The organism is Mycobacteroides immunogenum, assembly GCF_001605725.1.
Lineage (GTDB): Bacteria > Actinomycetota > Actinomycetes > Mycobacteriales > Mycobacteriaceae > Mycobacterium > Mycobacterium immunogenum.
On sequence record NZ_CP011530.1, the window covers coordinates 5,243,591 to 5,262,264 of the forward strand.

Here is an 18,674-nt window from a genome sequence, read left to right on the forward strand (position 1 = left end):
TCCACACATGTTCGCAATGTTTGCAAGATATGCGAACTAAGGATACAGAAATACGCATTTACATGGTCTTTTGCTCGCCAAAAAGCGTGCGTAATGTGCGGATCATGCACGTTCACTCCGTACGCACCCGCCGCAGCGCCGAAGAATTCCCCCGCGACCAGCACCTCGCCTGGAAGATCGCCGAGGTCGCATCAGACCCCGTCGCCGTTCCCGCCGACACCGAGGCGATGGTGATCAACCGCGTCATCGACAACGCCGCCGTCAGTGCTGCCTCGGTCATCCGCCGCCCGGTCACGGTGGCGCGCCGCCAGGCTCAGGCACATGCCGCCGCACCGGGCGCCAACGTCTTCGGTATCGGTGGCGGGTACTCCGCCGAGTGGGCCGCCTGGGCCAACGGCGTTGCAGTACGTGAGCTCGACTTCCATGACACATTCCTGGCCGCCGACTACTCCCACCCCGGCGACAACATCCCCCCGCTGGTGGCTGTCGCACAGCAGCTGGGCGTCGGAGGTACCGACCTGATTCGCGGTCTGGCCACGGCCTACGAGACCCAGATCAACCTGACCCGCGGAATCTGTCTGCACGAGCACAAGATTGACCACGTCGCGCACCTGGGTCCCTCGGTGGCCGCAGGGTTGGGCACCATGCTCAAGCTCGACACCGAGACCATCTACCAGGCCATCGGACAGGCCCTGCACCTCACCACCGCGACCCGTCAATCCCGTAAGGGACTCATTTCCAGCTGGAAGGCCTACGCCCCGGCATGGGCCGGCAAGGTCGCGATCGAAGCCGTTGACCGGGCGATGCGTGGCGAGGGTGCACCCTCCCCGATCTGGGAAGGCGAGGACGGCGTCATCGCTTGGCTGCTCGGCGGACCCGAGAAGGTCTATGAGGTGCCGCTGCCCGGCCCCGGCGAGGAGAAGCGCGCCATCTTGGACAGCTACACCAAGGAGCATTCCGCCGAGTACCAGAGCCAGGCGCCCATCGACCTGGCCCGCAGGATGCGCGAGCGCATCGGTGATCTCTCTCAAATCGCCACCATCGTGCTGCACACCAGCCACCACACCCATGTCGTGATCGGTACCGGCTCGGGTGACCCACAGAAGTTCGATCCCGACGCCTCGCGCGAGACACTCGATCACTCGGTGATGTACATCTTCGCCGTCGCACTGGAGGACGGCACCTGGCATCACGAGCGTTCGTATGCCCCGGAACGCGCGCACCGTCCCGAGACCATCGAGCTGTGGAACAAGATCAGCACAGTCGAAGACCCGGAGTGGACCCGTCGTTACCACTCGAGCAACCCCGACGAGAAGGCTTTCGGCTGCAAGGCCGTTGTCACCCTCAAGAACGGCGAGGTGATCACCGACGAGTTGGCGATCGCAGACGCCCATCCGCTGGGAGCCCGCCCGTTCGCCCGTGACAACTACGTCAACAAGTTCACGGTGCTGTCCGAGGGTGTCATCGATCCGCAGGAGCAGGAGCGATTCCTCTCGGTGGCGCAGGGATTGGCCGATCTCAAGCCCGGCTCCCTCAGCGAGCTCAACCCGCTCGTGGACGCCGTTGTCCTGGACAAGGCGCCGACGACTCCGGACGGGATCTTCCGGTGAGCTCACTTCTTGCCTCCGCTACGGACGCGGCCACCAAGCGGGCCGCGTTCCGCGCGGGCTTGTCTTCCGGTGAGCTACTTCGATTTCCGGGCGCGTTCTCGCCATTGGTGGCCAAGCTGATTCAAGAGATCGGCTTCGAAGGCATCTACGTCTCGGGCGCCGTACTGTCCGCAGACTTGGGACTCCCCGATATTGGTCTGACCACGCTCACCGAGGTGTCAGCCCGCGGCCGTCAAATCGCCGCAGTAAGTGACCTGCCCACCCTTATCGACGCCGACACCGGCTTCGGCGAGCCGATGAGTGCGGCGCGGACAGTGACCGTCCTCGAAGACGCGGGACTCTCCGGCTGCCACTTCGAAGATCAGGTGAACCCGAAGCGTTGCGGGCACCTTGACGGTAAGGCCGTCGTGGAGACCGCCGAGATGGTTCGGCGGTTACGTGCGGCGGTTTCGGCCCGGCGCGACCCCAATTTCGTGATCTGCGCCCGCACCGATGCGGCGGGCATCGAGGGGTTGCCCGCGGCCATAGACCGGGCCAAGGCCTATGCCGACGCGGGCGCAGATCTCATCTTCACCGAGGCACTCAGCAATATCGGTGAGTTCGAGAAATTCCGTGCCGCAGTAGATATTCCGCTGCTGGCCAACATGACGGAGTTCGGAAAGTCCGACCTTGTGACGGCCAGCCAGCTCCGTGAGGTCGGATACAACGTCGTCATCTACCCGGTGACGACCCTGCGCCTGGCGATGTTCGCGGTCGAGCAGGGCCTACGTGAAATCGATTCGGCCGGAACACAGTCGGGGCTACTGGACCAGATGCAGCACCGCAGCCGTCTCTATGAGCTGCTCCGTTATTCCGAATACAACCAGTTCGACACCGAGATCTTCAACTTCAGTCTCAATGGAGGTCAATGATGACTACCGCAACACCGACCATTCACAAGGGTCTTGCCGGCGTAGTGGTGGACACCACCGCGATTTCCAAGGTCGTCCCCGAGACAAACTCGCTGACCTACCGGGGATATCCGGTGCAGGAGCTCGCCGCCAACTGCAGCTTCGAACAGGTCGCCTACCTCCTGTGGCACGGCGAGCTCCCCAGCGAGGGCGAGCTTGCGCTCTTCAACCAGCGCGAGCGCGCCCAGCGTCGCCTGGACAGGTCCCTGATGGCGCTGCTGGCCAAATTGCCGGAAACCTGCCACCCCATGGATGTGGTGCGTACCGCCATCAGCTTCCTGGGTGCCGAAGATCCCTCCGAGGATGACAGCTCACCGGATGCCAACTACGCCAAGTCGCTTCGCATGTTCGCGGTGCTGCCGACGATCGTCGCAGCCGATATGCGCCGCCGGCGCGGGCTGGATCCCATTCAGCCGCACAGCCACCTGGGCTACTCGGCGAACTTCCTACGGATGTGCTTCGGCGAGGTTCCCGATCCGGTCATCGTCAAGGCATTCGAGCAGTCGATGGTCCTGTACGCCGAGCACAGCTTCAACGCTTCCACGTTCGCCGCACGGGTAGTCACCTCGACGCAGTCGGATATCTACAGTGCGGTCACCGCTGCCATCGGCGCCCTCAAGGGCTCCTTGCACGGCGGCGCGAACGAGGCCGTGATGCACGACATGATCGAGATCGGCGACGCGTCCAAGGCCGCGGAGTGGCTGCACGGCAAGCGGGCTCGCAAAGAGAAGATCATGGGATTCGGGCATCGGGTGTACAAGAACGGCGACTCCAGGGTGCCGACAATGCGTGCCGCACTCGGCGATGTCGCCCGGGTTCGCGACGGTCGCCAGTGGCTGGAGATCTACAAGGTTCTCGAGGCCGAGATGAATGCGGCCACCGGCATCAAGCCCAACCTGGACTTTCCCACCGGTCCGGCCTACTACCTCATGGGCTTCGATATCCCCAGTTTCACACCGATTTTCGTGATGAGCCGGATAACGGGGTGGACCGCTCACATCATGGAACAGTCCGCGGCGAACGCCCTGATTCGTCCGCTGAGCGACTACTCCGGCAAGCCCCAGCGCTCACTGGCTTCCTAGCTCAACCCCGCGAGTGTGCGGTTTGTGTCGATAACTCACTGATTTTCGGCACAAACCGCACACTCGCCATAGTCGGGATGAGCCCCGATGTCGCCATCGGTTCGCTCTGCCACTGACATAACGCGCAGTCCCACCACGCACCCCGCGTTGACACGACGACCGGGTTCTGCCCGACACGATTCTTTCGGCCACCGCGTCGCAAGTTCGACAGGCCTGTACTGGAATGACGACTGCCGCCAGCGCACGCAGCCGGACTCTAGGAACGTCACCACCGACACGTCGTACAGCTCCTCTACGACACCGGCCAGACGAGGCCAGCTCTTACTCTCATGCCATGTGGCCCTGAGGGTTACCAGCCTCTGAGAAGGATCGCCAAGCGCGTGATCCCAGCCCGCGCAACCGTGGGGAAATCTGATGATCTCTCGATCTTTATCCCAGTTGACGGCGGAAGCCGCCGCCAGTAAGAAGCCGTACTGATCAGGAGCGGCTTGTACCTGCCAGTCGACGGACTGGCCTATTTCAGGAGTCCTGCCGCAGCACTGATACTCCCATTGTGAGATACCAAGATAGACAAGAGATTCGTTCCGAATGGGAACTCTGTTGATCACTTAACGCACCGGGTGCTAGACGGACGGAGCGCGACGGCTCCGGACCCGGTGTACCGAGCCAAAGGTTAGCCAGCATCACGCCCCGCGTCAACACCCTTCACTCGGGCCGCCGCAACAGCCCACCCACCCACCAGTCGGCGGGCTCGTCTCGACGATAGGAACGTCGGCGCAGCAGCCCCTCCATCTCGAACCCGACCGCCTCTGCCACCGCACGCGAGCCATCGTTGCCGACGACCGCCCACCATTCGATGCGATGGGCACTCAGTTCATCAAATCCCCACTGGCATAATCTTCTCACTGCTTCCGCTGCCAGCCCCTTTCGGCGATGCCGCGGCGCGGACCAGTATCCAACCTCCAGCACGCCGAGGGAGATCGACTTCAGCGCACAGGTACCGGCCAGTTCGCCCGTGTCCGCTAGGAAGAATCCAAAACCATATCGGGAGCCGTCGACCCACTCCTGCGCGGATGTTGCGATGAAGTTGCCGGCAGCCTCGGCGGTGTACGGCACCGGCAGCGGTAGGTAGTGCAGGATCTCCCGATCGTTGCATGCGTTCACAATGGCCGTCTCGTCGTCGCCGGTGACGGCCCGCAACACCAGCCGGTCCGTCTGCAGTTCAACGGGTTCCATCCGACCAGTGTCGAGCGGCATCGCAGCAGAGTCAACGGAATTCCCCGTGGCGCCCGCCCATCAGCGTCACAGACTCAGATACTCAGCGGTTCCCACGATGCTTTCACGATCGGCGAAGGACACCATGTTGTCGGCGAACGTCACACTGTTGCCATCACGACGAATGGCCTGGAGAACCCGCTGACAGCCGGTGATTGCCGCACGCTGCAAGTCCGAAGGGATGATGACCAGACGGTAACCAAGACTCCGGAGCTCGTCGGTGGGGACGATGGGAGTCTTCCCGCTGTGAAACATGTTGATCAGCTTGGGCTGGGGAATTTCGCGCGCGATAATCCGGATCTGCTCAACCGATTCCGGCGCCTCAACAAAGATCACATCGGCCCCGGCGGATAAGTACGCGTGTGACCGGTCCAGGGCCGCGTCGAGCCCTTCGGTGGCGATGGCGTCTGTCCTTGCTATGAGGACGAAGTCGGGGTCCCGCTGAGCCTCCTTGACGACACTAATCTTGTGCACCATTTCGTCCGTCGATACCAAACTCTTGTCGTCAAGGTGACCACAGCGCTTAGGAAACGACTGATCTTCGATGTGCATGCCCGCAACGCCCAGCCGCTCGAATACCTGAACGGTGCGACGTGCGTTGGCGGCGTTGCCGAATCCCGTGTCCGCGTCGGCGATGATGGGAGCGTTTGTCACCGCCACCATCTGTTCCAGCCGTGAACAAACTTCGGTGAAGCTCAGCAGGCCGATGTCAGGAAGGCCGGCGCTACGCGCAATGGCACCACCACTGGCGTAGATCAGATCGAACCCGGCCTCTTCGACCAGTCGGGCTGTCAGTCCGTCGAATGCCCCTGGTGCGACATGGATTCCGTCTCCCTCCACCAGCTTGCGAAGACGTGTAGTGCGACTCATCCGGCCCCCTCTCTCAGTATGAACTCCCGCGATCTACAAATTGTATACAGCGTGTATGCAGTTAGTACAACGCTGTGCATGCAAAGATGCACGGGAGCGCAGGAAGTCAGGTGGAAGTGGTGCCAGCCGAACAGAGCCAGGTTGATCGGGCCTACGAGCAGCTGTCGGAGGAGATCATCCGGGGCGAGCTGGTCGGCGGCGTTCATCTCAGTGAGGTCGCACTCGCCGAGCGCCTCGGCGTATCGCGGACACCCCTGCGACAGGCGATCCAGCGCCTGACATTGGAAGGTTTGGTCAAGACGACCCCGGGTAGGGGCGCATTCGTCAGCGAGCTGACACTGAGCGAGATCGCCAACCTATTTCAAGTGCGCGAAGCCCTGGAGACGTATATCGCACGATTGCACGCCCGAGCCGGTGACCGCAGCGAATTTGAGGGGCTCCGTGCCGATTTCGAAGCACAACAAACGATCCTGAGAACGGCCCGCAGGATCGAGGACCACATCGACGACTGCTACGCACTGGTGGCGCGGATGGACGCGGCGCTTTACGACGGGATCGTCAACCCGTACCTCGACGAAGCCGCCCGAGCCATGCGACGGAATCTCCGACGTATTCGCCAGATAGCACGACGCACACCGGTCCGCATGGCGGCGACCATCGAAGAACATCTGGCCATCTGCCAGGCGATCCATGCGGGTGACGAAGACCAGGCCGCCAAAGCCACCGCCGCACATATCAACAACAGCTTTCACAACATCCTGGGCGTCATCGCGGCGGATGCCGGCATACCCGGCACACCGCGCTGACGGCGATCGTCTCAATCCGTCCCGCGTGCGGGCGACCAGTACCCGAGCATCTCCGCGAAAGTCTCGAAAGCAGGCCTGGCAAGGCCATACGGTGCCTCGAAATGCACGCTCAGCGGGAAGCCCAGATCGGCGACGCCATCGATGACCCGCTTATAGAGGTCGACGAGCTGCGGCCGCCTGGCCTCGGGCTCGCAGGCCGCCAATCTCTTGACGAAATCCTGCTCACGGGCGACTGCTTCGTTACCGGGATCCTGAATCAGCCAATCGATGAGACCGACCTTGGACTCCAGCTTCGGAACGAAGCCAAAGGAGAGTAGAACCTCCGGCCGGTGATCGCTCGCGCGCGCGAACTCTTGCAAAAAGCCCACCACCGCATCCGAATACAGCAGCTGCGTCATGGCGAAGGTCGCGCCCTTGTCACACTTGAACGAAAAACGCCCCTGCTCCTCGGCCCGAGTGGGGATAAGGATCACTCCCCTGTTCGTGACGATGTCGTCGAACTTAGAGAGCGCATCGGTCGGCGGGATGCCGGCGCCGTCACCATCGGCCATGGTGCGCGGCACACCGACGAAGATCACGCCGTCCATGCCGGCACCGGTCAGATCCGTCAGCCGGCCGCGCAGCGATGTCTCATCCGAGAACGACGTGACTTGTGTGCACAGCCCGCGCATCGCGGGCAGTTCCGCACGGATGATCGACCAATAGTCGACAACATCCAGTTTCGGCTTCATCTCCAGCGGCCGATCGCTGTCCTCAGCAATCATCGAGGGAATCATCACGTGATCGATGCGCTCATCAATACCGAATTCCGCGGAGAACTGGCGCAGCTTGTGCAGCTCTTCCGCCGCCTTCTCGTGGCCGCCCTCGACGTTGGGAGGCACCAGCTCCAACGCAACGGTATTCATGGACACCAAGGACCTCCGATTAGTCTCGCTAATGGTTTATACACCAATTAGATTCACGCGTGAGCAGTCCCCCGCGAAGGGGGACTGCTCACGCGCTCATCAGGAACTAGGCGCCCGCACGTACCGCAGCGGCCGCGGCGACCAGGTTGGACAGCGATGAGGTGACCTCATCGACCTTCCGGGTCTTCAGGCCACAGTCCGGATTGACCCAAAGACGCTGAGCGGGAACGGCCTTCAGTGCTTCACGCAGAGATGTCGCCATCTCTTCGGTCGATGGCACGCGAGGCGAATGAATGTCATAGACACCCGGGCCCACGCTGTTGGAGAACCCGATCGCGTTGAGATCATCGAGCACCTCCATATGCGAACGCGCCGCCTCGATAGAAGTGACATCGGCGTCCAGATCGGCGATCGCACCGATTACTTCACCGAATTCCGAGTAGCACAGGTGCGTGTGGATCTGCGTCGCATCCGATACGCCGGAGGTAGACAGCCGGAACGCGCCGACGGCCCAATCCAGGTATGCCTGCTTCTCGGAATCACGCAGCGGCAACAACTCGCGCAGTGCGGGCTCGTCCACCTGGATGATGGCGATGCCGGCGTCCTGCAAGTCCACCGTCTCGTCCCTGATCGCCAGGGCGATCTGATTTGCGGTGTCGCCCAACGGCTGATCATCCCGCACGAACGACCAGGCAAGAATCGTCACCGGTCCGGTCAGCATGCCCTTGACGTGCTTCTGGGTCAGCGACTGGGCGTAGGTGGCCCACTCGACGGTCATCGGCTGCTGGCGCGCCACATCGCCGTACAGGATCGGCGGACGCACGCAGCGGCTGCCGTAGGACTGCACCCAGCCGTTCTGGGTGGCGAAGAAGCCATCCAGCTGCTCGGCGAAGTACTGCACCATGTCGTTGCGCTCGGGCTCACCGTGCACCAGCACGTCCAGTCCCAGCTTCTCTTGCAGCGCAATGACATCGGCCACCTCGGCACGCATCTGCCGCACGTACTCCGCGTCGTCGATCTCACCCTTGGTCAAGGCCTGACGAGCCTTACGGATCTCGACGGTCTGCGGGAACGATCCGATGGTTGTCGTGGGTAGCTCGGGCAGGTTCAGCCGCTCGTCCTGGCTGCGACGGCGTTCGGCAGCATCACCACGCGAAACACCCGCCGCCAGAATCGAATCCAACCGGGTACGAATCTGGCCATTGTTCAGACGCGGGTCGGTCTTGCGTGACTCGACGGCCGCGTTCGACGCGGCGATCTCATCGGCTACCGCCTCGCGGCCTTCGCTCAGCGCCCGCGCCAATACGACGACTTCCTTGACCTTCTCGTCGGCGAAAGCCAGCCAGCTGCGCAGCTGGTCGTCGAGCTCGGTTTCCGGCTCCAGCGAGTACGGCACATGCAATGTCGAGCAGGACGTGGAGACAGCCACCGACTCCACACTTCCCAGCAGCGAGGCAAGCGTGCTCAACGCCGACTGCAGGTTGGTGCGCCAGATGTTGCGGCCATCGACAACGCCTGCGACCAGGGTCTTACCGGCCAGTTCCGGCACCGATGCCACAGCGGAGGCTGACCCGTAGACCAGATCCACGGCAATCGCCTCAATCGGGGTACGCGCCAACGCGGGCAGCGCGGCGCCCAGCTCACCGAAATAGCTGGCGACCAAGATGGCGGGGCGGTCGGCGACCGTGCCCAGACGGCCGTACACCCGCTCGGCCAATTCCGGACCGTTGGGCAGGATGTCGGTGACGAGCACCGGCTCATCAATCTGGACCCAGCCGACGCCGGCTTCGGCGAGCTGCACCAGCAGCTGCTCGTACAGTGCCACCACCTCGTCGAGCCGCTCGATAGGCGCACCGGCGCCGTCGACCGACTTGCTCAGCGCGAGGAAGGTGATCGGTCCGACGACGACCGGTCGTGCCGGAATATCCAGCGCCTGAGCCTCTTTCAGTTCACCGAACAGCTTCGCCGGGTTGAGCTCGAACGTGGTGTCCGGCCCGATCTCCGGCACCAGGTAGTGGTAGTTGGTGTCGAACCACTTGGTCATCTCCAGCGGCGTCACGTCGGCGTTGCCGCGTGCGGCGGCGAAGTACCGATCGAGGTCATCAGCGATGCCCGAGACACGGGGCGGGAGCGCGCCCAACAGCACTGCGGTGTCCAGCACCTGGTCGTAGTAGGAGAAGGTGTTCACCGGGACCGAGTCGAGTCCGGCGGCCGCCAGAGCGGTCCAGTTGTCGCGCCGAAGCCCGGCGGCGACAGTCTCCAGTTCCTCGCGGCTGGTACGGCCGGCCCAGTAGCTTTCGGTAGCCCGTTTGAGCTCACGGCGCGGGCCGATGCGCGCCGAACCGAGCGTGGTTGCCTTCAATGGTTGAGTGGTCATGCTGTCCTCTGTCTACGGCGTCGTGGCCACCGCCCAGGACAAGCAAGCCGAGCCCGAGTAACCAGCACGCAATGTGCTGGTTGAAACCGATTCGGCCATACGCCCATTCCGCGAGGCGATGATCCGTCGGGCGCGGCGCACCCGACACAACTGGCAGGTCTTCGGACTTGCAGGCATTACCCGGGCTCAGGTTTTCCTACGGGCCGTCGCTTCCCAGGATCGTTGGTGGCTTTCCCAGTGCTTATGACGGCGATCGTTCCTGCATACCGCTGCGGGACAGTCCCGGATTCTCACCGGGTTCCCTCTCGTGACGAGCCCCGTGAGGCCCGCCACTCGATGCCAGTGCCAACCGAAGTCACCACTGGCAGACCAGCTGCGCCTTACATCATATGCACCCTCGCCAATACAAATATTAGTGACTACTCTCTAATATCATGATCACCCTTGACCAGGCTCAACAGGTCCTGAATGCGCAGCCCTTCAGCCGTCTTCTGGGGGCCTCGATCACCCGGGTCGACAAAACCGGAATTCAGCTCTCGCTCGACATCCGCGATGAGTTACGCCAGCAGAGCGGATTCATCCACGGCGGCGTACTGAGCTATCTCGCCGACAACGCCATCACCTATGCCTGCGGCCTCGGACTTGGTGCCGACATCGTGACCAGCGGATACACCATCGAGTACGTCTCGCCTGCCCGCGATGGCGTGCGCCTTCTCGCCGATGCCTCCCTGGTCAGCGCCGGACGCACCAAGGCTCTGGGCCGCTGCGAGATTTCCATCCAGGACCATGACGGGAGTAGCAAATTGGTCGCGGTGGCCCAGGGCACGAGCATGCTGCGGCACCGTGGGGCGTAAGCCGCAATACAGTGCCGACGACATCCTGGATGCCGCGCTCGGCCTGGTGGCCGCCGGCGGTCCGTCAGCCGCCACGGCTACCGCGATCGGGCGCGTCCTCGGTGCCCCCTCGGGTTCGATCTATCACCGTTTCTCCAGCCGCGACGAACTCATGGCCCGACTGTGGCTGCGTTCCATCGCCCGCTACCAGGACGGAATCCTCAGTGCGCTCGGCTGGCCCGATCCCGACGACGCCCTCGGCGCCGCGATCAGTCACGCCTTCGATTGGACGTCAGAGAACCGCAACGAGGCACTGCTGTTGCTGCAGTACGAGAAGGCAGATCTGGTCGCGCACTGGCCCGACACTCTTGCCACCGATCTCAAGTCGCTCAACTCCCGCGTACGAAAGGCGCTGCGTGAGTACACCGAGCGCCGTTACGGCGCAGTCACTCCCGAACTGACGGACAAGGTGATGTTCGCGTTGATCGACATGCCGTATGCCGCCGTGCGCCGGCATCTACCCGACAAAGGCGAACCCGCGCCATGGCTGCGCGAGTTCGTGCGCAGCAGCGCCCACACTCTCTTGGCGCAGAACTAGACCGTGGCGTACTTCTGGCGCAGCGCCTTCTTATCGGGCTTGCCCAGCGCGGTCAGCGGCAATGAGTCGGCGATGATCACGTGCTTGGGCGACTGCACCGAACCCTTGCGTTCCTTGACCGCGGACTGAATCTCTGAGGTCATCAACGCGACTGCCGCCTCATCCGATGAAGCATCGGCCCGCAGCACGACGATCGCGGTCACCGCCTCGCCCCATTTCTCGTCGGGCACTCCGATGACCCCGACCTGAGCAACCGAAGGATGCTCGGCGACAACGTCTTCCACCTCGCGCGGAAAGACGTTGAAGCCGCCGGTGACGATCATGTCCTTAGTGCGGTCGACGATGAACCAGAAGCCGTCCTCGTCTTCGCGGGCGACATCACCGGTGCGCAACCACCCATTCTTGAAGGTATCCGCCGTCTGCTCGGGCAGACCCCAATAGCCGCCCGCCACCAACGGACCCGCCACACAGATCTCTCCGGGCTCGCCCTGCTCGACCGGCCGGTCGTTCTCGTCAAGTAGCGCGGTGCGCAAGAACGCCGAGGGCCGGCCGCAGCTGGAGAGCCGCTTGGCATCGTGGTCCCCCTTGGCCAGGTAGCTGATCACCATAGGCGCCTCGGATTGCCCGAAATACTGGGCGAAGATCGGACCGAATCGCTTGATGGCTTCTGCCAGCCGCACCGGGTTGATGGCCGATGCTCCGTAGTAGACGGTCTGTAGCGAGGACAGGTCGCGCGTGTGTGAATCCGGGTGATCCAGCAGTGCGTAGATCATCGACGGCACCAGCATGGTGGCGGTGATCTTGTGCTCCTCGATCGCCGCCAGCACGGCGCCCGCGTCGAATTTCGGTAGCACCACCATCGAGCCGCCCTTCATCAGCGTCGGCATGAAGAATGCGGCACCGGCATGCGAAAGCGGGGTACACATAAGGAATTTGGGCCGCTCGGGCCACTCCCATTCGGCCAGCTGAATCTGCGTCATGGTGAGAATGGACTGTGAGGTGCCGATGACGCCCTTGGGCTTACCGGTGGTGCCACCGGTGTAGGTGAGGCCGTTGATGTGGTCCGGCGACAGATTGATCGGCGCAAGCGGCCGGGCCCGGAAGCTCGCGGCCGCGGCGATCAGATCATGACCCACCTCTGCCAGCTCCGCCGGAACCGGTCCGAGTGTGAGCACCCGGGTCAGTGTCGGCACCTTGTCCACCAGCGCAGCGGCGCGCTCGATGAATTGCGGTGTGGGGTCAATGACAAGGGTGCTGATCTTGGCATCGGCCAGCACGTAGGCATGATCGTCCAGCGAGCCGAGTGGATGCAGCGCCGTACGTCTGGTGCCGAGCAACTGCCCGGCTCCGATCACCAACAGCACCTCGGGACGGTTCAGTGCCAGCATGCCCTGGCCGTCGGTCGGATCGGGCACGAGCGACGCGAAGGCCTGGATGTACTTGCTGATCTCATCGGCCATCTGCGCACCGGTCAGGGTCACGTCGCCAAGCACCAGTGCGGGGGCATCCGCGTTCCGCTTGAGGGCAGATACCAACAGGTGCCCGGAGTTAATGGACCCGTGCAGCAGGTCGAATGGATCAGGCATCGCGCTCCTCAATGAATGGTCGCCGATCAGGCACTTCGCTCGACGTTAGAACATGTTCTAGTTTTGGGCAAGAAGCACGGCGCTCACCCGCTACGCAGCTCCCCCGCCCATCCCCAGAGAATCGCTCGACAGGCTTGCTACGCTCATAAAATGATCGGGTCAATGCCAACTGGCGCACTGTTTATCGCGTTGACGCTGTTTGCCCCGGCTTTCGCGAACGCCGACCCGGCAGACCCCGATCCGTTCAACCCCGCCGATTGCACTGGCAACGCCAATGCCGTCTGCAATGTGGGGCCGTACGGCCCGAACAGCATGTCGAATCCGGCAAATCCCGCCAGCCCCCTGAATCCCAACAACCCCGCGAACCCAGCTAGCCCACTGAACCCCAACAACCCCGCGAACCCGGCAAGTCCACTAAACCCCAACAACCCGGCCAATCCCGCCAGCCCCCTGAATCCGAACAACCCCGCGAACCCCGCCAGCCCGCTGAACCCGATGAACCGTCCAGGTCAGCCCTGACGCGCCCTTAGGACGCGGTAAATCCCTTTGCCCGCAGCGCATCTCGCGGGCCCCACAGCGTGGACTCGGTCTCCGCTTTGACCAGCGGGATCACCTCCTCGGCGAAACGACGCAGGGTGTCCTTCTGCTCCTCGAAGTCGGCCTCGGGACTCAGTGAGATCGACTGGAATTCGTGCCCGAACGCCTCATGCCATTCCAGGATCTTCTCCGCCACTCGCTGCGGTGAACCGGCGAGCACGGGCCCACGTTCTGCCGCATCCTCGATGGATTCGAAGGAGGGAAACTTGCCGACAGCCTTGGGGTGGTCCTTGAGCTTGGCCATCTGCGCCAGCCGCGCCTCGTAGATGGGCCGGTACTGGGCGATGGCCTGTTCTGTCGTATCCGCCAGGTACAACCCGCCAGACCCGGCGCCCACGTGCAGGTGCGCCGGATCATGGCCGTGCTGTGCGTACAGGTCGCGATATCTGTCGATCAGCACCCGATAGTTCTCCTTGGGCTGCAGGGCGTTTGCGGTGACTATCGGGTCGCCCCATTTGGCGGCGAGCTCAACGGCGAACGTCGAGGTGGCCGAGCCGTGCCAGATCCGGAACGGTCCGTCGTACGGCCGGGGCAGCGTGGTCGCATCGGTGAGCGGGTGCCGGTGCAATCCGGACCAGTCGACGTGTTCCTCGCGGAGCAGCCGCCGGAGCAGCTCGTAGTTTTCCTGTAGGTATTCGTACTGTTTGGCGATGTCCAGCCCCATCAACGGATATTGCCGGTCTTCATTGCCCTTCCCAATGACGATCTCGAGACGCCCGCGGCTCAGCTGGTCGATGGTGGCGAAGTCTTCGGCCGCGCGCACCGGGTCCAGCAGGGATAGCACGGTCACGCCGGTGGACAACAGAATTCGGTTCGTCGCGGCGGCCACCGCACCCAACAGCACGGTGGGCGCCGAGGAAAGGACGTCGCCGGCGTGCCGCTCCCCTACGGCAAAGGAATCGAATCCCAGACTCTCGGCCAGCTCTGCGGTCTCAACCACGCGATTCAGCCGCTCCGCCGCCGGGGCCAACTCGCCCGTCGCAGGGTTGGGCAGATAGAAGACAATGTCGAGAAGCTGGAAGCGCATAGTGCCAGTATGCCTAAGCGGACCCCGGTCCGGCAGGGAGGATGAGCCGTGCTGATCACCGAACTGGACTCGGTGCTTCTCGATGTTCCAAATCTCACTGAGGCAAAGGCCGCGTACTCGCGGCTGTTCGACACCTCCGCGCCACACCCTCAACTGAATCTCGGGCTCCCCGACTGGGCAGCGCATCCCGGCATGCTCTTTCGCGTCGACGATTTACCGTCCGCGACCCGGACCGCCGATCGCCGCGGCCTCCGGCTGACCGCGCACGGAGATCTCGCCGCGGGCGAGGCCCACGGACTCACCCTCGGATTGACCGGGCGGCCGATGGCACCGACTCAGACGGACGGCGACAGCGGCCAGATTGACCACCTGGTGCTCTTCTCGCCCAACCGCGACAGGATCATCGCGACATTGTGTGGACGGCTCGGCTTCGACCTGCGCCTGGACCGCGTGCAGTCTTGGGGCGTGCACCAACTGTTCTTCCGGTGCGCCGGCCTGGTGGTCGAGGTTGTGCTGCGTGACGACGACCCCACCGGCCCGGATTCACTGTGGGGGATCGCCTGGCGCACCTCCGATATCGATGCCTCACACGCACGCTTGACGGACGCGGGCGTGACGCTGAGCGCTATTCGCAACGGCCACAAGCCGGGAACGCGGGTCGCCACCGTCAAAGATCGCGCCCTGGCGGTCCCCACCATCCTGATCGAACAACGCTAGGGTCCCAACACCCCCGACAGCTCACGCGCTCCCCGCGTCAGTGTGGCGATCAGCGCCTCTCGCACCACGCGAGTCGCTCGGGGCAGCAGCGGACCCAGCTGGAGCTCGTATGCGGCGTCGGCGCCATCGAACACCGGTGCCGCCAGATAACTGATCGGCAACACCTCGTCAGATGCCAGCTCATCGCGCGAATAGGGGCGCGAGGTGAGGCGGGCCAACTGCCGCAACAGCCGCTCACGCAGTGCCATCTCCATCACCTCCGAGCCCACCGAACCGAGCAGGTCCGAGAGCAGGTCGACCATTCCGGTGTCATCGTGATCGGGGCGGTAAACCACGTATCCACAGTCCGAAACCTGCTGCAGGAGCCGCTGGCCGGAGCGCGCGCTCAGCCCCGCCGCGGTACCCAGCCACTGGGCACGTTCCGCGGCGGAACGCCATGGCATCACCGCCGATCCTGCCGGAAATGCCAGTGGAATACTCTGGCCCACAGCGAATCCGGTAACGGCCCGGCGCCCCGCCTGCGCCTTGGCGACCACGGTCAAGGCCTTGGCGCTGATACGACTGACCGTCGCACCCGCCTGTGCCTCTGCGGCGACGCGGGCCAGCAGATTCTGCGCCTCCCGGGGCATGGTGGTCTCGGCCGCACGCGGCAATGCCGAACCGATCCGATAGCGAAGCTGGTCGTCGCGTGCCACCCAGCCCGCTGTTTCCAGCTCGTTCACCACGGCGGTTGCGGTGGCGCGGGAAATACCGGTGTTCCCCGCAATTTCGCTGATCGATTTGGGTTGTGTTGCTGCTGCGAGCATTTCGATAATCTGGACCACACGCGCTGTCGGTGGTGAGCCGGCCGGCATCGATTCTCCCCTCTTGCGTGACACACGACGCAGGTCTACAGTGCATCGACTATTCGCCCCAAGGTAGTCGAATATTCGACACGGAGGAACCCATGATCCTGGACCGTTTCAGACTTGACGGCAATGTCGCCGTCGTCACCGGCGCGGGCAGAGGCCTCGGCGCGGCCATAGCGGAGGCCTTCGCGCAGGCGGGCGCGGACGTGCTGATCGCCTCACGCACCGAATCCCAGCTCCGGGAGGTCGCCGAAAAGGTGGCGGCGGCGGGACGACAGGCCGAGGTCGTCGTCGCAGATCTTTCCGATACCGAAGCCTCCGCGGCCCTGGCGCAGCAGGCAGTCGACCGGTTCGGGCGACTCGACATCGTCGTCAACAACGTGGGCGGCACTATGCCGAAACCCTTCCTGGACACCACCAACGAAGATCTTGCCGAGGCGTTCTCCTTCAATGTGCTCAACGGGCACGCACTCCTGCGCTCGGCCGTACCGCATCTACTCAAGTCGGACAACGCGTCGGTCATCAACATCACCTCGACCATGGGCCGGTTGCCGGGTCGGGCATTCTTGGGTTACTGCACCGCCAAGGGTGCGCTGGCGCACTACACACGTACTGCTGCAATGGATCTGAGCCCCCGAATCCGCGTCAACGGCATAGCTCCGGGTTCCATCCTCACGTCCGCCCTGGAGGTGGTTGCGGGTAACGACGAGGTCCGCGACACGCTGGAGAAGAACACGCCCCTGCACCGGCTGGGCGATCCGACCGATATCGCAGCGGCAGCGGTCTATCTGGCCTCACCGGCCGGCAGCTTTCTCACCGGCAAGGTACTCGAGGTCGATGGTGGTCTTATCGCCCCCAACCTCGACATCCCACTACCCGACCTCGCCTAGCCGGGAGCTGATATGACGAAAACACGGGTAGCCGTCTGGGGCACAGGCAATGTCGGCCAACATGCGCTCGCCGGAGTGATCAGCGACCCCAATATGGCGCTGGTCGGGGTATGGGTTTCCGGAAACAAGAAGGCGGGCAAGGATGCCGGTGAACTGGCCGGGCTAGACCTCGCCACCGGGGTGACTGCCACTACCGACGCCGCGGAGATCCTGGCACTCAAGCCCGACTGTGTCGTGTACACGGCCATGACCGACAACCGCCTGATGGAGGCACTGGAGGACCTGCGGTCGATCCTGGCCGCGGGAATCAACGTCGCCGCCAGCGCGCCGGTGTTTCTGCAGTACCCCTGGGGTGTGCTGCCGGAGAACATGCTCGATCCGATTGAAACAGCAGCACGAGAAGGTAACTCGTCGATCTTCGTCGGTGGTATCGACCCCGGGTTCGCGAACGATCTACTGCCGCTGGCACTCATGGGCACCTGCCAACGCATCGACCAGGTGCGCTGTATCGAGATCGTCGACTACGCCACCTACGACAGCGCGACAGTCATGTTCGATGTCATGGGATTCGGTAAGCCGCTGGATGAGACGCCTCTTCTGCTGCAGCCGGGAGTGCTGTCCCTGGCCTGGGGCTCGGTGGTACGGCAACTCGCGGCCGGCCTCGGCGTCGAACTGGACGCGGTCACGGAGAACTACGAAAAGCTACCTGCCCCAGAAGACTTCGATATCTCATCGGGGCACATTCCCGCAGGGACAATGGCCGCCCTGCACTTCCAAGTGCAGGGCGTCAAGGACGGCAAGGTGGTGACGGTGCTGGAGCACTTCACCCGGCTGCGCGAGGACCTCGCGCCGGACTGGCCGCAACCGGCACACGAAGGGGGCACCTACCGCGTCGAAATCACCGGAGAACCCAGTTACGTCTTGGATCTCGGTTCATTCAGCGCACACGGCGACCACAACCACGCCAATCTGATCGCGACCGCGATGCGGGTGGTCAACGCGGTACCCGCTGTGGTGGCAGCCGAAGCAGGCATCCGCACCACACTGGATCTGCCGCTGATCACCGGCAAGGGGCGCGCGGGTTAGTCGATGCCCGGTCGCGGCTTCGCGCCGGCCGGCACGTATAGCCGCACCAGCTCCGCCAGCCGCTCCCCGACGTCATCGAGAGCCTCGGTCGACTGGGCCGCGATCGACATGATGACGGCACCCTCGATCGCCGCGATCATCGTCCTGGCCAGCGACCGGGCGGTCTCGCCGTCCACGTCGTAGCGCGCCAGCCGGTCAGTGAGAATCTTCTGCCAGCTCTCGAAAGCGTCCGCCGCCACCGCGGCGGCCTCGGGCGCCTCGGTGCGTCCCAGCACCGCCGCCACCACCGGGCAACCGGCCTGCATCTCGGTCTCGGCGAGCTGCGCCTTCCAGAGCTCGATGAACAACTGAATTCCGCGCGCGGGGTCGACGTCGTCGCCGGCCGCCTTGATGATGGCCGTGAGTTCGTTCCCCGCCAGCCTGGTCGCCTCGGCTACCAGTTCTTGCTTTCCGCCAGGGAAATTCAGATAGATGGTGCGACGCGAGACACCGCTGTCCTCCAAGAGTGCGTTGAGACCCGTCCCCGCCACACCCCTGCGCCGCACCAGACCAGTCACGCTGGCGAGCAAGGTGTCCCGTGCCGACATCGCGTACTGCCTCCAATCATGTCAGGTGTT

The 18,674-nt window shown here is 63.7% G+C and carries 18 protein-coding genes, 1 pseudogene and 1 riboswitch; of the genes and pseudogenes, 10 read left to right on the forward strand and 9 right to left on the reverse strand.

Going from position 1 to position 18,674, the window contains the following annotated elements:
• Positions 1-104: 104 nt before the first annotated feature.
• Genes prpD through ABG82_RS25915 form a run of 3 tightly spaced genes read left to right on the forward strand, consistent with a single transcriptional unit; the run spans position 105 to position 3,642 of the window.
• Positions 105-1,610 (forward strand): 2-methylcitrate dehydratase PrpD, encoded by a 1,506-nt coding sequence (gene prpD / locus ABG82_RS25905; protein WP_043076382.1) that lies wholly within the window; start codon positions 105-107, stop codon positions 1,608-1,610.
• Positions 1,607-2,521, forward strand: coding sequence for a methylisocitrate lyase (prpB, locus tag ABG82_RS25910; protein ID WP_043076156.1), 915 nt, complete (start codon positions 1,607-1,609; stop codon positions 2,519-2,521). The genes prpD and prpB overlap by 4 nt, the downstream gene beginning before the upstream one ends.
• Positions 2,521-3,642 carry a bifunctional 2-methylcitrate synthase/citrate synthase gene (locus ABG82_RS25915; protein WP_005101425.1) on the forward strand — a complete coding sequence of 374 codons (1,122 nt, stop codon included), beginning with the start codon at positions 2,521-2,523 and terminating at the stop codon, positions 3,640-3,642. Before prpB ends, ABG82_RS25915 begins: the two co-directional genes overlap by 1 nt.
• 71 nt (positions 3,643-3,713) lie before the next feature.
• Here ABG82_RS25915 and ABG82_RS29110 read toward each other — a convergent pair.
• The 3 genes and pseudogenes from ABG82_RS29110 to ABG82_RS25930 form a co-directional block, all read right to left on the reverse strand.
• A pseudogene (locus ABG82_RS29110) lies at positions 3,714-4,250 on the reverse strand (DUF6578 domain-containing protein); the annotation flags it as partial.
• Between the two features lie 97 nt (positions 4,251-4,347).
• Positions 4,348-4,878, reverse strand: a complete 531-nt coding sequence (locus tag ABG82_RS25925) for a GNAT family N-acetyltransferase (protein ID WP_043076155.1) — start codon at positions 4,876-4,878, stop codon at positions 4,348-4,350.
• A 66-nt stretch (positions 4,879-4,944) separates the two neighbouring features.
• The gene (locus tag ABG82_RS25930) at positions 4,945-5,787 is read right to left on the reverse strand and encodes an isocitrate lyase/PEP mutase family protein (protein WP_043076154.1); all 843 of its coding nucleotides are present in this window, start codon (positions 5,785-5,787) and stop codon (positions 4,945-4,947) included.
• 119 nt (positions 5,788-5,906) lie between these two features.
• Between ABG82_RS25930 and ABG82_RS25935 the strand changes: the two genes are divergently transcribed.
• Entirely contained in the window at positions 5,907-6,593 is a 687-nt protein-coding gene (locus ABG82_RS25935) for a GntR family transcriptional regulator (protein ID WP_234707969.1), read from the forward strand.
• An 11-nt stretch (positions 6,594-6,604) separates the two neighbouring features.
• Here the strand turns inward: ABG82_RS25935 and ABG82_RS25940 are convergent, their stop codons facing one another.
• Positions 6,605-7,504, reverse strand: a complete 900-nt coding sequence (locus ABG82_RS25940; RefSeq protein ID WP_043076153.1) for a mycobacterial-type methylenetetrahydrofolate reductase — start codon at positions 7,502-7,504, stop codon at positions 6,605-6,607.
• A 100-nt stretch (positions 7,505-7,604) separates the two neighbouring features.
• A complete protein-coding gene (gene metE, locus ABG82_RS25945) occupies positions 7,605-9,875 on the reverse strand; it encodes a 5-methyltetrahydropteroyltriglutamate--homocysteine S-methyltransferase (RefSeq protein WP_043076152.1) in 2,271 nt (756 codons plus the stop codon).
• A 135-nt stretch (positions 9,876-10,010) separates the two neighbouring features.
• Positions 10,011-10,234: riboswitch (cobalamin riboswitch) on the reverse strand.
• Between the two features lie 75 nt (positions 10,235-10,309).
• Between metE and ABG82_RS25950 the strand changes: the two genes are divergently transcribed.
• Entirely contained in the window at positions 10,310-10,729 is a 420-nt protein-coding gene (locus ABG82_RS25950; protein WP_043076151.1) for a PaaI family thioesterase, read from the forward strand.
• Positions 10,719-11,306: a TetR/AcrR family transcriptional regulator gene (locus tag ABG82_RS25955; protein ID WP_043076150.1), complete on the forward strand. Its 588-nt coding sequence runs from the start codon at positions 10,719-10,721 to the stop codon at positions 11,304-11,306. Before ABG82_RS25950 ends, ABG82_RS25955 begins: the two co-directional genes overlap by 11 nt.
• On the opposite strand, the gene fadD8 is transcribed toward ABG82_RS25955, so the two are convergent.
• Positions 11,303-12,892, reverse strand: a complete 1,590-nt coding sequence (fadD8, locus tag ABG82_RS25960; protein ID WP_043076149.1) for a fatty-acid--CoA ligase FadD8 — start codon at positions 12,890-12,892, stop codon at positions 11,303-11,305. The two genes, ABG82_RS25955 and fadD8, sit on opposite strands and share 4 nt — an antisense overlap.
• Before the next feature lie 150 nt (positions 12,893-13,042).
• On the opposite strand from fadD8, the gene ABG82_RS28790 reads away from it, so the two are divergent.
• Complete coding sequence (locus tag ABG82_RS28790) at positions 13,043-13,411, forward strand: hypothetical protein (RefSeq protein WP_043076148.1); 369 nt, start codon at positions 13,043-13,045, stop codon at positions 13,409-13,411.
• Positions 13,412-13,418: 7 nt separating this feature from the next.
• On the opposite strand, the gene ABG82_RS25970 is transcribed toward ABG82_RS28790, so the two are convergent.
• Positions 13,419-14,516 (reverse strand): LLM class flavin-dependent oxidoreductase, encoded by a 1,098-nt coding sequence (locus ABG82_RS25970; protein ID WP_043076147.1) that lies wholly within the window; start codon positions 14,514-14,516, stop codon positions 13,419-13,421.
• 51 nt (positions 14,517-14,567) lie between these two features.
• On the opposite strand from ABG82_RS25970, the gene ABG82_RS25975 reads away from it, so the two are divergent.
• Positions 14,568-15,233, forward strand: a complete 666-nt coding sequence (locus tag ABG82_RS25975; RefSeq protein ID WP_043076380.1) for a VOC family protein — start codon at positions 14,568-14,570, stop codon at positions 15,231-15,233.
• Here ABG82_RS25975 and ABG82_RS25980 read toward each other — a convergent pair.
• Positions 15,230-16,087 carry a helix-turn-helix domain-containing protein gene (locus ABG82_RS25980; RefSeq protein ID WP_078343618.1) on the reverse strand — a complete coding sequence of 286 codons (858 nt, stop codon included), beginning with the start codon at positions 16,085-16,087 and terminating at the stop codon, positions 15,230-15,232. The genes ABG82_RS25975 and ABG82_RS25980 overlap by 4 nt on opposite strands.
• 92 nt (positions 16,088-16,179) lie before the next feature.
• Between ABG82_RS25980 and ABG82_RS25985 the strand changes: the two genes are divergently transcribed.
• Both ABG82_RS25985 and ABG82_RS25990 read left to right on the forward strand, forming a co-directional pair.
• Positions 16,180-16,971, forward strand: coding sequence for an SDR family oxidoreductase (locus tag ABG82_RS25985; RefSeq protein ID WP_043076146.1), 792 nt, complete (start codon positions 16,180-16,182; stop codon positions 16,969-16,971).
• A 12-nt stretch (positions 16,972-16,983) separates the two neighbouring features.
• The gene (locus ABG82_RS25990; RefSeq protein WP_043076145.1) at positions 16,984-18,057 is read left to right on the forward strand and encodes an NAD(P)H-dependent amine dehydrogenase family protein; all 1,074 of its coding nucleotides are present in this window, start codon (positions 16,984-16,986) and stop codon (positions 18,055-18,057) included.
• On the opposite strand, the gene ABG82_RS25995 is transcribed toward ABG82_RS25990, so the two are convergent.
• Complete coding sequence (locus ABG82_RS25995; RefSeq protein WP_043076144.1) at positions 18,054-18,644, reverse strand: TetR/AcrR family transcriptional regulator; 591 nt, start codon at positions 18,642-18,644, stop codon at positions 18,054-18,056. The genes ABG82_RS25990 and ABG82_RS25995 overlap by 4 nt on opposite strands.
• Between the last annotated feature and the right edge of the window lie 30 nt (positions 18,645-18,674).